A 15378-nucleotide genomic window follows, 5' to 3' on the forward strand; every position below is an offset into this window, starting at 1 on the left:
GGTTTGTTATCAAAGAAATTTGGTGAAGTGCATGTTTGACAGTGATATTTTTAATAACGCAAGGACCGCTGAGGTAGATTCACCGATAGTTGGCCTGAGTATTTCAAGTGGTTTTCTCGCGCTCGGCATTGTCGGCGCCGCGCTTCTGACCAATGGGTCCGCGCTGGTGCCGTTGTTGATTTTCGGGGTAGCTGTGGTCCTGGTGATGCGCGGTTTGCGGTACTCTTATCCCCACAATATATTCGGGTTGTGCAACGTCGTGACCCTTGTGCGCGCTGCGATGGTTGCGTTTCTTGCCGGTGCGGTGATCGACGCGACCGTATCAGGCTGGCTAGTATTCTGGGTCGCGGCTGCTGCGTTTTCGCTGGATGGGATCGATGGCTGGTTGGCAAGGCGGGCAGGTCTGACATCTCAGTTCGGCGCAAGATTTGACATGGAAACTGACGCGCTTTTGGCTGCTGTTTTGGCGATGTGGCTTTTGGCAACGGGCACGACGGGCCCTGAAATCCTCGTCTTGGGGTTCATGCGATACCTTTTCTGTGCCGCATCCTTTTTCGTGACACCATTGCGCGCTGACCTGCCCGTGTCGTTTCGGCGTAAAGCCATCTGCGTGATACAGATCGGCGCGCTGATTGCTTTGCTGTTCCCAATGACACCAGAGTTTTTGGCAGCGCCGGTATCAATTTTTGCCGCAATTCTGCTATGCTGGTCATTTGCAGTGGATATCAATTGGCTTTTAAGGCGCGCAACATGAAGCAAGCCCTTATCCCGGCCCTTGGAGCGGCAGTTGTTTTTGTTGTGTTCGCACTGCCCAATCATCCTGATGCGATGGGGTGGGGCGCATTCATGCGTTGGCCGTTGGAGTTGCCGGTTCTGCTGCTGTTGATGGTGCTATTGGGTCGGCGCGCGGGTGTGACGCATCTGGTGGCGTCGGTGCTTGTGATCCTCACTGTCTTGAAGCTGGCCGACTACGTGATGTTCATGGCCTATAATCGGCCATTCAACCCAATCGTGGACGGATCGCTGATTAATGCCGGGTTTGAATTTTCGCGGGACAGTCTCGGGGTCACCTGGGTTGGTGTCGCGTTGGTTTTCGCCGCTTTACTGCTGGCTTTGTGGTTTCTGGTTTTGCTCCGGAGTTTGGTCTCTTGGGCGGAATTGAGCCCGAGCGGAAAGACCACGCAAGCCGCAGGTGTGGCCGCGCTGGGATGTTTCGCGTGGGCGGTGGCTGACGCCGGGCACCATATGAACTTCTGGAAACTCCAAGCCAGCCCCCCGGGAACCACATGGACAACACGTTTGGCGATTGACCGTGTGGACCAGATGCAGAGGACGTCGTCGGACTTGGTACAGTTTCGCGAAGCGGCTTTGTCAGATGCTTATGCCAACCGCAGAGGGCTGTTGAACCAATTGGAGGGGCGCGACGTTATCCTGATCTGGATCGAAAGTTACGGTCGCGCGAGTTTCGACAACCCGCTTTATGCGCCGACGCATTTGGCCACTTTGCGCACCGCACAGAACGACTTGTCCGACCTGGGGTTCGCCATGAGAAGCGGCTGGCTAACCTCGCCAACTGCGGGTGGACAAAGCTGGCTGGCGCACGGGGCGCTTGGCAGTGGTTTGTGGACTACGGATAATGGCCGGTATCAGGCAATGATCGACAGCGGCAAGAAATGGCTGTTTCACATCGCCCAAGATACCGGTTACCGCACGACGGCAATCATGCCTGCGATCACACGCGATTGGCCCGAAAGCGACGCGATGGGGTTTGACTTGATTTTTGACAAGTCAGCTCTCGGGTACGAAGGTGATGCCTTCCGATGGGTAACAATGCCTGATCAGTTCACCTTGGCCGTCTACCCCAACCTTTTGCCGCCGGACCCACGACCTGACTTTATCCAGATCGCTTTGATATCATCACATGCCCCATGGACGCCAATCCCCGATTTGATCCGGTGGGAGGATGTTGGAAATGGGACCGTTTTCAACGAAATGGCGGCCCGCGGACCAGAGCCGGAGGTGCTGTGGAAAGACAAGGACGCCGTTCGGGATGCCTACCGCAGATCGGTGGACTATGTCCTGAACGCTGTCTTTTCCCACGTCGCACAATTGGCTGATGACGCCCCATTGATTGTCGTGGCTGGCGACCATCAGGCAGCCGGGTTCGTATCGGGCAGCGGCAACATGGATGTCGCGGTTCACATGATCGGTCCACAGCACGTTCTGGACCGGATCGAACACTGGGGTTGGACGGATGGTCTTGTACCCGGTGCGGACGTGCCGGTCCGTCGCATGGACAGTTTCCGGGATGAATTTGTTGCCGCATTTTCCGGGGCGACCTCGACCGCCATGGTGGCGAAATGACGCGCTATTGGATCAGGTTGGCTGTTTCGATCGGTGTCATTTTTGCGCTGTTGTGGTGGACCGATGCTGCCAAGGTTTCAGAGCATTTGATGTCATTGCATCTGGGATGGATTGGCATCTCACTCCTTGCGGTGACAGGTGCAACCTTATCGATGGCTCTGCGATGGCAACTGACGGCACGCGCCTTGCAAATCCAGTTTGATTACCCGTTTGCATTGCGAGAGTACTATATTGCACAATTGACAAATTCGGTGCTGCCGGGTGGGGTCACCGGGGATGTTGCCCGCGCCTTCAGGACGCGCCATCAGGCAGATCTGCTGCGTGCGTCGCAATCTGTTCTTGCCGATCGTTTGTTAGGGCAGGTCGCAATAATTTGCGTTCTTTTCGTTGGGTTTTCTGTTGCGCTGATGTTTCCTCTGGCGGTCGACATGTCTGTGCTGAGCTGGACGGTCGTCCTGACGCTTGGATGTGGCCTGATCGCCGTTGTCGCTTTGTCGCGCTTTAACACAGCGGTTGGCAGATTTGTTTCGTTCCTTCTCAGGCTACAATCGCAAACCGAGTTTCTTTTGTTGGGCGTTGTAAGCTCTTTCTGTCTCATCTTCGGGTTCTACACGTCTACCCGCGCCGTTGGGGCCGATATACCCATTGAGAGCTTGGTAACTGTCATTCCGCTGATATTGTGTGCCATGATCATACCGCTATCCATCGGGGGCTGGGGTTGGAGAGAGGGGGCGGCTGCCGCTCTTTTCCCGATCATCGGGCTAACCTCCAGTGAGGGCCTTGCATCCAGCATCACCTATGGCGCCGTTGTTCTGGTTGCTACGCTGCCTGTTGTTTTTGCTGTGCTTTGGCCAAGAATTACCGGATCTCATTCATCAAAAGGGAAGGCAAGTTCACAATGATCAAACCTGTACATCTGACACGTCGATTTTTCTTGCAAACCAGCGCGGCAGGATTTGCTGCCTCTGCTACGGCTTTGCCCGCGCTCGCGGCCAATCTGCAGCCGGTGACCTTTCAGCTGTCGTGGTTGCATTCTGTTCAGTTCGGCGGCAGCTACATCGCGATGAAGAACGGGTATTGGTCCGATCTGGGTTTGGATGTCTCACTTGCACAAGGCGGACCAAACGCGCCGGTCGAACCGCCAGTGGTCTCGGGAACAGCTTTGGTTGGAATTTCTGCCGCCGACTACACAGCTGCCGCGGTAGAGCAGGGCGCCCCCTTCAAAATAATAGCGGTTGCGATGCAACGGAACCCGTTTGCAATCGCGTCATTGAGCGGCAATCCGGTGAATGAACCTGCTGATCTGATCGGGAAAAAGATTGGCATGGCGGTGGCCAACACACCGGTTCTGCAGGCGCTGTGCACTTTGAACGGCATAGACATAAATCAAATTGAAATCGTTCCTACGCAATATGACCCTGCACCCCTGGTCAGCGGGCAGGTGGATTGTCTTTTGTGCTGGGAAACCGATTTACCTGTCGCCATGACGGTGCAGGGCGTGGAAAACACCACTATGCTCATGGCGGATTACGGCTATGCCGTGCATTCGCAAACCTACATCGCCACCGAAGAGTCATTGACCGAAAGACGCGACACGCTGGTCTCGTTGCTGAAAGGTGAGGTGATGGGGTGGAACGACTATTACAAAGATACGGATGCTGCGGCCGCACTTGCCGTAGAAATGTTTCCCGATGCCGGGCTTGATCCTGAGGCACAGAAACTTCAAGCCGCCCGGCAGGTGCCGCTTATGTTCTCGGACCTGACGGCCGAACATGGGTTCGGTTGGTTCACGCAAGACACAGTTGCTGAGAACATCGAAACCCTGGGCTTGTTGGGGCGGCAGGTTACGGCAGACCTGTGGGATCGCTCGGTCCTGGAAGAGGTTTATGGCTGATCCGAGGATTGGCTTGTGACCAGGGCCGATATCCACTGTGACAACATCCAGAAAAGCTTTGGCGCTGTCGAAACAGTGTCGCAGCTTTCGATTGTATTCAAATCCGGGCAGACAACAGCATTGGTTGGTCCGTCCGGGTGTGGAAAATCAACCATCCTACGCATGATCGCAGGTCTGGAAACGCCCGACACGGGAAGTATCCGAATAGGGCAAGAGACACCCCGGCAGGTCGCCCGCCGCGGGGGGCTGTCGATGGCGTTTCAGGATCCCTCTTTGTTGCCGTGGCGCAGTGTGCGCTCCAATATCGCGCTTGGTGCCGAATTGGCGCGCAAGCCCGTGGACCGAGTTGATGAATTGATCGACCTTGTCGGCCTTGTCGGATTTTCTGATCATCGGCCTGCCGAATTATCTGGCGGTATGCGTCAGCGCGCTGCAATTGCACGCAGCCTGATTTCGGCACCCGATGTCTTGTTGCTGGATGAACCTTTCGGCGCCGTCGATGCAATCACCCGTCGGCGGCTAAACCGTGATCTTCCCCCGTTGTGGCGTGAACGCAAGACGACCACGCTGCTTGTGACACACTCGGTGGAGGAGGCTGTGCTGCTGTCCGACCGCGTCATCGTGCTGTGCCCGCGGCCGGCGCGCGTTTTGGCGGACATTCCCGTTGACCTGCACCACAATCGCGCCTTGCCAGAAACAAATGCACCGGCTTTTCGGGACCTTGCGATGCGCGTTTTGACTGCGTTGGAAGAGGCCGCCTGAATGGCCGTTGGTCGTTTCATCGTAACTGCGGTTGTGTTCGCCTTGGTTTGGGAGTTTTTGGCGCGCGCTCAAACGGGCAGTATGATTATCAGCGGGCCGGTCGCCATTGCCGAATACCTGACCAACAACTCAGGCTTGATTGTGAGGGCAGCCACCGAAACAACCACCAACGCGGTGCTAGGTTTTCTTTGGGGCAACCTGGCGGCCATGATGCTGGCGGTTATCGTTACCTTGCTGCCCCGGTCCGAATGGACCATTTCAACGCTTGCCCTGCTCGTGTTCTGCATACCCCTGATCGCAAGTGGTCCTATTCTGCGCGTGTTGTTCGGACCGGGGCCGGGACCGCAGATCACGCTGGCTGCTTTGGCGGTGTACTACACGACGTTTCTGGCATTTTTGGTCGGCCTAAAGGCTGTTTCGCAGAATTGGACGGACTTGATGGGCGTCTATGGCCGGGGTCGTGTCGCGACGTTGTTCACGGTGCGCCTCAGGGCCAGTGTGCCTTATCTGTTTGTCGGGTTACAGATCGCAGCCCCAGCCGCCTTTCTGGGCGCCATGATCGGAGAGTTCACCGGCGCAGAGCGTGGTCTGGGTGTTCTTACCCTTCGCGCCATGCGGGGGCTGCAAACCGATGCAACATGGTCCTTGGCTTGCGTTTCGGCGGGGATTGCAATGCTTGGATATGGATGCCTCGGAGCGCTGAGGCGAAAATTCACGCCGCACGCACCGGTGATATTGTTCTCACCAAAGCGTTTGGATCTTGGGCGGTCCATTACGATCCAGCTGATTGGTTTCGTATCCGTCGTAGGTCTGGTTTTCGTTTTATGGCAAGGCGCGATGGACGCATTTGGTCTGAACCCCTTTTTTGCAAAACGGCCCGGCGACATCTTTAGATTTCTGTCCGAACCAGCACATCTGAATACGTTGCTGGCGGCGCTTGGGGCGACTTTGGCCTATGCTGTTCCGGGGTATTTGGCTGGTCTGGGCCTTGGGGCGGGGCTTGCAATCTTGCTCATGCTTTGGCCGCCAGTCGCACGGGCCACTATGCCTATCGCGATTGCTCTACGCGCTGTTCCAATCATAACCACCGCTCCGCTTTTGGTTCTTGCCTTTGGACGCGGTTTTACCGGAACGGTGGCGATCGTGGCCGTCATGATTTTCTTCCCAACTCTTGTCGCATGCCTTCAAGGGCTGCGTCAGACCCCTGCGCAAATCGTGGACCTTTTCGAAAGCTATGGCGCAAGCCGATTTCAATTGCTGCGCTCTGCACAGATACCAGCCATGTTGCCAGCTTTGTTTGCGTCCGCCCGCATGGCCGTGCCGGCGGCTTTGTTGGCTGTAACAACGGCTGAATGGTTGGCGACCGGTCGGGGTATTGGTGTCCTGATGGCGCTGACCTCCAGCACGTCAGACTACAATATGCTGTGGTCGTGCGTCGTCGTGCTTTGCCTTGTGGCGGTTGTGTCTTATGCGTTTGTCGCGTGGTGCGAGAAAAAGGTCCTGGGGATATATGCAAATGAGCAATTGGCATGACTGAGGCGGTCTTCGCAATTCCCGGCGACAAGGACCGGCGCACCGGGGGATTTATCTACGAGGCCACGGTACTGCGCCTGTTGAACGAAATCGGCTGCGAAACCCAGCATCTGGAACTGCCCGACAGCTTTCCTGAACCAACGCGGCAAGATATGGCTGCCACGATCAAAGCCCTTTGCGCCGTACCCGAGACACGCCCGATTATTCTGGATGGCTTGGTGTTTGGATCAATCGACCCTGACGGGCTCGCGCAGGTCAAGGCACCGATCATAGCAATGATCCACCACCCCTTGGGGCTGGAAACCGGGTTAACGGCTGAGCGGGCTGCATTTTTGATGCTCAATGAGGCGGCGGCGCTTCGGCATGCGTCTCGTGTTGTGGTTCCAAGCCCCGAGACGGCTCGGGTCCTTGTTCAGAGTTTCGACGCCAAACCGGATCTGATTGCGATCGCCGCACCGGGTTTTGATCGACCGAAGGTGAACAGGCAGCCAGTTCAGCCGCCATTGGTTTTATCCGTTGGTCTTCTGGCGCGCCGAAAAGGGCATGACATATTGCTGGAGGCTTTGGCGGGAATAAGGGACGTTCCGTGGCAAGCTGTGATTGTCGGGAAAGAACATGACAAGCCCACCGCCAATGACCTGTATGAACAGGCACGTGTGTTGGATCTAGACACGCGGGTGAGATTTGCGGGAGAATTGGACCAAGATAGCCTGAACCGGTTGTTCAACGCGGCAAGTGTCTTTGCGCTTGCCACACGCTATGAAGGATACGGCATGGTTTTAAGTGAGGCCATGCTGTTCGGGTTGCCAATCCTGTCCTGCAATGTGGGCGCGGTCCCGGAAACGGTTGGAAACGCTGGTATTTTGGTGCCACCCGATGATCCGGATGCCTTTGGTGCTAAATTGCGTTTCTTATTGGAAGATGCAGGCGCGCGAAAAAGGCAGGCCGACTTGTCGTTGGAAAAATCCAGTTCCTTGCCAACATGGTACGATACTGCGGCCAATTTTGCGTGGCTGATCAGATCATTGCAACCTCCGGGCCATCTTTAGAAGGTTTGTAGCGGGCGGAATTCGGCTCGAATCAAGCTCAGCCGGCGCGTTTGACGGTGTGTGTTTTCCTGCCCAATCCCCGCCATATGGGATGCGTAGCCAGTTCAGTGCTAGAAAACGCCGGCTTCTGTTTTAGTTCATGGGCAGCAACAAGGTTAATCTTAGACAGCAGCGGGTACTGTATGACATCGCTTGAAATCGAGAACGTGCAATCCTATCCGCGGCCCCCGGTTCTTGAGGCTGTGCCGCACACCGTGCGTATTGAGTTTGGCGGCGATACGATTGCTGAAACGGATCGGGCGTTTCGGGTGCTCGAAACTCATCATGCTCCGACATATTACCTGCCGCCTGACGACATAAAGGCATGTCTTGTTCCGGTTTCTGGACGAACATTTTGCGAATGGAAGGGTGTTGCGCGGTATTGGGACGTAGAATCTGAAAAAACAAAAGCGCCAAAATCTGCGTGGAGCTATTCGGAACCCACCGCTGCATTCGCAAAAATCGCAGGCTACTACGCCTTTTACGCAGGCTTGATGGACGCCTGTTTTGTTGGTGCCCATCGTGTTCGCCCTCAACCCGGCGATTTTTACGGGGGCTGGGTTACAGATAACCTGCGCGGGCGTATCAAGGGTGCGCCCGGAACGGAGTTCTGGTGATGTTTTGTGAATTCTCGGGCATCGCCCACACTGGAATAATACCAAACTCTGTGGGCACAAACTGAATGACTGGGCGCAAACCCCTTTCCGGCCCGGTGGCGGTACCAACAGGCCGATTGGTTCGAATTGCAGGGCTGGGTGGTATGACCGCGGGCATAGCTGGAAACGTGGCCGCGCAGGCTTTGGGCCAGGTACGACGCGGGTCGCGGCCGGATATGCGCAGTTTGTTGATGACTCCGGATAACATTCGGCGGGTTGCAGATCAGCTTGCCCGCATGCGCGGGGCCGCGCTGAAAGTTGGGCAGCTCATGTCAATGGACGCCGGCGATGTGTTACCGCCCGAGTTGGCAGATATCATGGCACGACTGCGCGACCAGGCGCATTTCATGCCACCCAAGCAATTGCAGCAGGTGCTGAATCGAAACTGGAAACCTGATTGGCTGCAATCCTTTCAGAGTTTCAATGTAAGGCCAATCGCTGCGGCAAGCATTGGCCAGGTGCATCGGGCCACTTTGAAAGATGGGCGGGATGTCGCGATCAAAGTGCAATATCCCGGCATCGCGCGAAGTATTGATAGCGATGTTGCCAATGTTGCGGCGTTGGTAAGAATGTCCGGCCTCGTTCCAAGAAACTTTGACCTGAACCCCTATGTTGAAGAAGCCCGGAGCCAGCTGCACGAAGAAACGGAATATGAAAAAGAGGGCGCCCACCTAAGGCAATTCACGGATTTGCTGGACGGCGCGGATCAATTTGAAATCCCAAGTTTTTATGCCGATTGGAGCACGCCCGAAATACTCACGATGTCATTCCTCGAAGGTCTGCCCATCGAAACGCTGAGCGATATGCCAAGCGATGCACGCAACCATGTTGCACAAGCGCTGATAGAGTTGACTCTGAAAGAGGTCTTCGAGTTCGGCGTGACGCAAAGCGATCCGAATTTTGCCAATTTCCGCTACAATCCCGTGACGGGCAAGACCATACTCTTGGATTTTGGCGCGACAAGAACCCTGGATTCGTCAAGCATTGATGGCTATCGCCGCCTGTTGCGCGCAGGCCTGAAGGAAGACTGCGAGGGTTTGCGTGACGCGGCGGTTCAGATGAAGATAATTGAGGGCGACAGCGCATTTGACACTCAAATACTCGGGATGATCCGATCGGTTTTTGGCGCGATCGTCTCTAGAGAAGAATTTGATTTTGCGGATCGATCTTTGGCTGAACAGTTGCACAGGGAAGGTGTCGCTCTGGCCGAGGCTGGGTATGTTCCACCGCAGATTCCGATGGAAATACTCTACCTGCAAAGAAAATTTGGCGGAATGTTCCTGCTTGCAACCCGATTGAAGGCGAAACTGCCGTTGCGATCCTTGCTGACCAAATTTGCGAACTAAGACAGCCGCTGCCCGTACTTGGGGTTGGAGTTGTGGCAGCAGCACCAACCTTCCCAGGTGCGCGTTCAATTATTCCTTAAACTATTCATGGGATGTGGCGGGAGGAACAGACAAACAGGATCGAGATTAGAAAATGGGCGTTAGGTTTGGGACGATTTCGGCAAAGCTTCTTGCGGCCACTACCATCGCGATTACCGTACTGATGCTGTGCTTCACGGCATATGCAGCATTTGAGAAATCCAAAGAAGTAGAAAAGGAGGTGTTGGATCGCGCCACTGGATATGCCAACGAGCTTGCTCTGAAGCTCTCGACAGAGTTGATCGAGGCAAGTTCAGCCGCCGCTACGCTGGGGGGTGCGATTTCGGGGTTGGTAGATGACGGAAACGCCACCACGGATGAGGTCATTAACCTGATGGAAGGCGTGCCCGAGCGATACGATCTGGTGTTTTCATCCTATATGAGCGGAATTCCCAACGGCACTACAGAGCAGTTTATTCTGGGTCTTGAAGGCCGAAATGATGACGGAGTGTTTACGCCCTATTGGACCAAATCCAAATCGGGTGAGCTGACTTTTGAAACATTTACTGTGAGCCCAAATGAAACCGGCGAATGGTACCGTCTTCCGATTGACACCGGTGAAAGCGCGATCACCGAACCCTATCTGTCAGAGGCGGGGCGCTTGCTGACATCCGTTTCTGTTCCGGTTTTTGCCCAAGACCAGATCATCGGCGTTGCTGGTGTCGACATTCTTTTGGGTGAATTGACGCAGCTGGTAAACGACTTTTCGGTGTACGAAGGCGGCAATGTGATGCTTATTGGGCAGGGTGGTAAATTCCTGGCTCATCCCGATGCCAACATGTTGACCAAACCCTTTGAGGGTGAGGGACAGGCGGCGTATCGCGCCGCGATGGAGACGGGTGAAACGCAAGTGTATTCGGGACTTGAAAGTGGCGCTGTACGTCTGTTCCTGCCGTTTACGGCATATGGGATGAACAAGACTTGGGTTGTCGTTTTGGAAATCCCGCGTGACGTATTCGTCAACCCGGTACGCTGGATCGTGGCTGAGCAATTGATCACAGGGTTCTTTCTGCTGGTGCTGACCCTTTCAACTATTTTCTTTTCGGTACAGGCGTTGGTAAGCCGCCCGCTGGGAAAACTTCGGGGTATGGTTGAAAATCTGTCTGCAGGAAATGTAGACGAACCCATTGATCTGCAATCACGCCGCGATGAGATCGCCGATATCTCTGTATCCGTCGAAACGTTGCGACAGGGCTTGAAACAGAAAAAAGCCTTGGAAATCGCCAGACAAAACGAACAGAGCGAACAAGCAGATGTTGTGCAATCGCTGGCTCAGGGTTTGCAACAGTTGGCGGCAGGTCAGTTGGAAGCGGAAATTCACGAGGAAATGCCGGGGCGTTACGAAAAGCTGCGTCAGGATTTCAACGCGACCGTTACCACACTTAAACACACAATTGGTGAGGTTGTTGACGCCGCTGGGTCAATCCGCGATGGCTCTGTTGAGATCAGCCAAGCCTCTGACGAGCTATCGCAGCGCACCGAAAGTCAGGCGGCAACGTTGGAGCAGACGGCAGCCGCGCTTGATGAACTAACCGCCTCGGTCAAATCTGCTGCTGAAGGTGCCCGCAACGTAGAAAGCTCTATGGTTGTTGCAAAGAGCGAAGCCGAAGAAAGTGGCGAGGTTGTGCAAAATGCAATCGAGGCCATGCACGAGATCGAGCAGAGCTCAAGTTCGATTTCCCAGATTATCTCGGTGATTGACGACATCGCGTTCCAAACTAATCTGCTGGCACTTAACGCCGGTGTCGAAGCGGCGCGTGCGGGTGAAGCTGGCCGCGGGTTTTCGGTGGTTGCCTCTGAGGTAAGAGCATTGGCACAACGATCGTCAGAGGCGGCGAGAGAGATTAAGTCTTTGATCGGAGAAAGTGCGCAAAACGTCCAGCGAGGTGTTGTTTTGGTTGGCAAAACCGGAGAGGCGCTCAACAGCATCATGGAGCGTGTTACTCATATCTCGAAATTGGTCTCTGACATTGCCGAAGGCGCAGCCGAGCAGTCCGTTGGATTGGGTGAGATCAATTTGGGCGTCAACCAACTTGATCAGGTCACGCAAAAGAACGCGGCCATGGTCGAAGAAGCCACTGCCGCCGGGCATATGCTCAAAGGTGATGCAGAGCGGCTTACGGAGATGGTCAAGCACTTCACCATTGATGTCCACCGTGGCACGGATACGCACGCCGAGCTGTCCGGTTCTGCGACGCATGGCAGAGACTGGTCAGATGAGGTGCCAAAGCATCAACCTATGGCGATGGCGGTAGGGGATGCGTCCTCAACACGGATTTGGCAAGAGTTCTGACCCTGAACGCCAGTAAGGGTTAAAGAGTACACGAGCCGGCCATTTGGAATGCCGAGCAGAGCAAGAAGGCGAGTAAAACTGGTGACTGGCCGCAGCAGGGCAGACCCCTTGCGGACTTGACCCAACCAAAAAACCCGAGCGGTCCAGGGCGCAAAAAAAGCGCTTTGGGCCGTTTCCTCGTGTCAATAAAGCCCAGGGTAGGCGTTACTGGCTCAACCCGGCAAATTTTCAGACCCAAGAAAAGACCGTGAGACACGTTCCGTTTGGAGTCTGCCTTGAAAAGGAACTGCTCTACGAACCTTCAATAGACACCAAGCGGTTTGGATCGAGTGACTGTACTTTCTTTTCGCGCTACGCAAACGGTCTGCCTTTTCACTTGATCTCCGCAGCGTGCGATCTTTCAAGATCTCGGTTTTTTAGAGGGGAAGTATGGGCTGCATTTATGTAACTTTTTTGGGCTTTAGTTTTAAAGGACAGGGTTTCGGTGCCAGTGTCCGAGGACGGTTGTGGTGAAAGAGTTCGTGATTGAAGGAGCAGTCCCTTGGATGAGAAACAGGATCACCACACAAAGGCGCGAGGCTACCGCTAGGCGTAGGCATGAAAGCGCATGACCAGAACCAAGCCGAGCCATGGTGAGAAGGTGGCAAAGGACATTGCCGTGCGACTTGCAAACAGGATTCCGCAGACGAAAAGATCAGGATTGTTCTGGATGGCCTGAAGGGTGAGGACAGCAATGCCAAACTCTGCTGCCGTGAAGGTATTGCACAAAGCCTCTACTACAGTTGGTCCAAAGAGTTCCTGAAGGCGGGCAAGAAGCGGCTGGCAGATGCTTGGGAGAGTGGCGTGTTTAACGCAACGCAGAAAGATCACAAAGCGGTGTCGGGAAGATCCCACAGGCAGGCAAGCAAACTCAAGTGGTGATCCCAAACCGCCGTTCTGAAAAAACGTGGATAAGTCCATACCTATGCCGCAGAAAGCTGGGTTTCAGAAAAAAATGTAAAAACAGCTAGAATGGACAGCTTTGAGACAGTGTTTCAGCTGCAAACCACCGACCTAGCCAATTCAACCGGATGCGCACTGGTTTGGGTAAAAAAATCAGTAAAACAATGTCTTAGGCAATGGTCGCAGGCAAACAATCTCGGAGGGACTAAGTTTTAAGGCAAACTTGACCTGACAGTCGCCGCAGTGAATGTGGCTGACAGTCAGGTCAGATCGAAACCCCTTGAACTTATCAGTCAGTCCTTGGCACGGCAGTTACTTGATCGGCTTTTAACCCTTCTCTGCCTGTAGGTGTTGTTCTTCGGGATACTCCAACCGATCTCGCAACGATTGCAGTTTTATCTTTTGGATTGCGGTTTGCAGGTTTGGTTCTGCCTGTACCGCAAGGCGCTCGAATACTTCTTCCAGCGCGGCAAGTGTTTGAACCATAAGGTCCAAGCTTTGCAGCGTCGTTTTCGTTTTTTGCTTTGATGATGCTGCCTGCTGAGAAGAAAAACCTTCCAGGATCATCTCTTCTAGGTTCAAAGCCTGTTCGCGAAGCCGTTTCATTTCCGGCGAAAAACGCGCAAAGATTTTTCGCTCTTCCGTCGTAACATCCCTCATAGCCGGCCCACCACCTGCTCGATACTTGTTTTTAAAGACGATACAGTAAAAGGTTTCTTAACGAGGTTGTTCATTCCCAATCGGCGTCCTGCATCCAGAATTTCTTGCGTCGGCTTGCCTGTAATAAGTATAAAGCCAATTCTTTGTGTGACCCTTGTTGTGCGCAACGATTTCAAAAGACCAAGGCCATCCATACCCGGCATGTTGTAATCAGACAAAACCAAATGTACTGGGTTAGCAACAAGCTTCCGCAGCGCAGTTTCCCCCGAGTTTTCTACAAAATAGTTCGCAATCCCTATTTCATCCAGCGCCTGGGTAATGACGCCACGGCTGGTCGACATGTCATCAACGACCATCACACGCAGACTCGATTTTAGGCTCATTTTGATATTCCTTCTTTTTTCACTCAGACCTGTTCTCGCCCCGGTCATGAAATTCGTTGATACGTGGTGATGCCGGTTCCTCTGAAGCGTTGAAGCGCCGGGCCTGAAAGCCTTTCAGAGTGTCCGAGGAACAGAAATCCATCCGGTGTCAGAGCGTTAGCGAAAGCCATCCACACGTTTTGTTGCGTCTCTTTGTCGAAGTAAATGGCGACATTTCGACAGAAAATCGCATCGAATTTGCCAGAAAACGGAAACGGCTTGATAAGGTTGAGTGTTCCGAACCGAACGAGGCTGGTCACTTCATCCGGCAGGCGCGGCGCAAGACTGCCGCCACCCGTTACAATGTTGGCGTAGATCTTGGGAATTTGGGCCAAGTCTTTCGGTCCATACTCTGCGGCAATCGCCTGACGTACAACAACCGGGTCGATATCTGTTCCCAAAACCTTGATATCCAGCTTGTGTGCGTTTGGGCATAGAGCGTGCAGAACGATGGCAATCGAATAGGGTTCGGGTCCTGTAGAGCACCCCGCGGACCAAATTCTCACACGTTTACCGTTCTGTGCGGCATTCAAAAGTGGTGGAAGAACCTCATCCCTGAGCGTTTCGAAATGGTGCGCTTCTCTGAAAAATTGCGTGACGTTGGTTGTCAGCAAACACAGCAACTCGGTACGTTCTTCTGCCGAACCCGCGTCATCCAGAATATCAAGGTAGTCTGAAAACGACCCGATCTGCAGACTCCGGAGCCGTCTTGATAACCGCGAACGAACCAAAGGTTTCTTGTTGTCCGACAGGCTGAGCCCGAAATGCTTTTTTGCGTAGACTGCAATCTTTGCGAACTCTCGATCACCAAGCTGAACTTCCTCGGTCGCGTTCGACGCAGCTGTTGATACAGATCGCATCAAACCTCGTCCTTGTCTGGAAATCCGACCGCGTTCAGGTTAACGATACGGATCATTTGATCATTCTTCGAGATGATGCCCTGAATGAATTCCATCGTGTCTCGACTATCGACTGATGGCGTGTCTTGGATTTCTTCTGGATTGATCGAGATGATTTCCGAAACAGCCTCGGCTAGCAGCCCCAAAAGGTTGCCATCCAAGTTGACCACGATGACAACATCACGCTCACTCGCGTCGGACCGCGCCAAACCCAAGCGCGACGCCAAATCGTAGATCGGGATCACAGCACCGCGTAGGTTCATGACCCCCAGCACATAATGCGGGGCATGCGGCAAGATCGTAACCGGGGACCAGCGTCGTATCTCGCGAATCTGATTGATCCTGAGACAAAAGACCTGATCTGCCACAGAAAACGTAACGTATTCCTGAACGGCGCTGTGTTGTTCTTCTAGTTGTACCTGCATGTGAAATCCTCCTTTC

General features: G+C 54.1%; 14 protein-coding genes and 1 pseudogene. 11 read left to right on the forward strand and 4 right to left on the reverse strand.

What is annotated here, in order from left to right; genetic code table 11:
- Positions 1 to 31: 31 nt before the first annotated feature.
- From AVO44_RS03790 to AVO44_RS20575, 11 genes and pseudogenes are all read left to right on the forward strand, one after another.
- On the forward strand, positions 32 to 754 hold the full coding sequence (locus AVO44_RS03790; protein WP_099045638.1) for a CDP-alcohol phosphatidyltransferase family protein: 723 nt from the start codon (positions 32 to 34) through the stop codon (positions 752 to 754).
- Positions 751 to 2364: a sulfatase-like hydrolase/transferase gene (locus AVO44_RS03795; RefSeq protein WP_068332812.1), complete on the forward strand. Its 1614-nt coding sequence runs from the start codon at positions 751 to 753 to the stop codon at positions 2362 to 2364. Before AVO44_RS03790 ends, AVO44_RS03795 begins: the two co-directional genes overlap by 4 nt.
- A complete protein-coding gene (locus AVO44_RS03800) occupies positions 2361 to 3266 on the forward strand; it encodes a lysylphosphatidylglycerol synthase transmembrane domain-containing protein (protein ID WP_068332814.1) in 906 nt (301 codons plus the stop codon). The genes AVO44_RS03795 and AVO44_RS03800 overlap by 4 nt, the downstream gene beginning before the upstream one ends.
- Positions 3263 to 4258, forward strand: coding sequence for an ABC transporter substrate-binding protein (locus AVO44_RS03805; protein WP_068332816.1), 996 nt, complete (start codon positions 3263 to 3265; stop codon positions 4256 to 4258). Before AVO44_RS03800 ends, AVO44_RS03805 begins: the two co-directional genes overlap by 4 nt.
- Before the next feature lie 15 nt (positions 4259 to 4273).
- Positions 4274 to 5020 (forward strand): ABC transporter ATP-binding protein, encoded by a 747-nt coding sequence (locus tag AVO44_RS03810; protein WP_068332818.1) that lies wholly within the window; start codon positions 4274 to 4276, stop codon positions 5018 to 5020.
- Entirely contained in the window at positions 5021 to 6553 is a 1533-nt protein-coding gene (locus tag AVO44_RS03815) for an ABC transporter permease (RefSeq protein ID WP_068332820.1), read from the forward strand. It begins immediately after the preceding gene.
- On the forward strand, positions 6550 to 7602 hold the full coding sequence (locus AVO44_RS03820; protein WP_068332824.1) for a glycosyltransferase family 4 protein: 1053 nt from the start codon (positions 6550 to 6552) through the stop codon (positions 7600 to 7602). Before AVO44_RS03815 ends, AVO44_RS03820 begins: the two co-directional genes overlap by 4 nt.
- Positions 7603 to 7784: 182 nt before the next feature.
- Complete coding sequence (locus tag AVO44_RS03825) at positions 7785 to 8258, forward strand: DUF427 domain-containing protein (protein WP_068332827.1); 474 nt, start codon at positions 7785 to 7787, stop codon at positions 8256 to 8258.
- Positions 8259 to 8323: 65 nt separating this feature from the next.
- Positions 8324 to 9643 carry an ABC1 kinase family protein gene (locus tag AVO44_RS03830; RefSeq protein WP_068332830.1) on the forward strand — a complete coding sequence of 440 codons (1320 nt, stop codon included), beginning with the start codon at positions 8324 to 8326 and terminating at the stop codon, positions 9641 to 9643.
- Between the two features lie 133 nt (positions 9644 to 9776).
- Positions 9777 to 12014 carry a methyl-accepting chemotaxis protein gene (locus AVO44_RS03835; protein ID WP_068332833.1) on the forward strand — a complete coding sequence of 746 codons (2238 nt, stop codon included), beginning with the start codon at positions 9777 to 9779 and terminating at the stop codon, positions 12012 to 12014.
- Positions 12015 to 12621: 607 nt separating this feature from the next.
- Positions 12622 to 12839, forward strand: a pseudogene (locus tag AVO44_RS20575) (transposase); the annotation flags it as partial.
- Positions 12840 to 13283: 444 nt separating this feature from the next.
- On the opposite strand, the gene AVO44_RS03845 reads toward AVO44_RS20575, so the two are convergent.
- From AVO44_RS03845 to AVO44_RS03860, 4 genes are read right to left on the reverse strand one after another with little or no spacing between them, the layout of a single operon-like run.
- Positions 13284 to 13562 (reverse strand): hypothetical protein, encoded by a 279-nt coding sequence (locus tag AVO44_RS03845; RefSeq protein WP_169794826.1) that lies wholly within the window; start codon positions 13560 to 13562, stop codon positions 13284 to 13286.
- A gap of 50 nt (positions 13563 to 13612) precedes the next feature.
- Complete coding sequence (locus AVO44_RS03850) at positions 13613 to 13999, reverse strand: response regulator (protein WP_068332842.1); 387 nt, start codon at positions 13997 to 13999, stop codon at positions 13613 to 13615.
- 44 nt (positions 14000 to 14043) lie between these two features.
- On the reverse strand, positions 14044 to 14898 hold the full coding sequence (locus AVO44_RS03855) for a CheR family methyltransferase (protein WP_068332845.1): 855 nt from the start codon (positions 14896 to 14898) through the stop codon (positions 14044 to 14046).
- Entirely contained in the window at positions 14898 to 15362 is a 465-nt protein-coding gene (locus AVO44_RS03860; RefSeq protein ID WP_068332848.1) for a chemotaxis protein CheW, read from the reverse strand. The genes AVO44_RS03855 and AVO44_RS03860 overlap by 1 nt, the downstream gene beginning before the upstream one ends.
- Positions 15363 to 15378: the final 16 nt, after the last annotated feature.

Source organism: Ruegeria profundi (assembly GCF_001507545.1).
In the GTDB taxonomy this organism is placed as follows: domain Bacteria; phylum Pseudomonadota; class Alphaproteobacteria; order Rhodobacterales; family Rhodobacteraceae; genus Ruegeria; species Ruegeria profundi.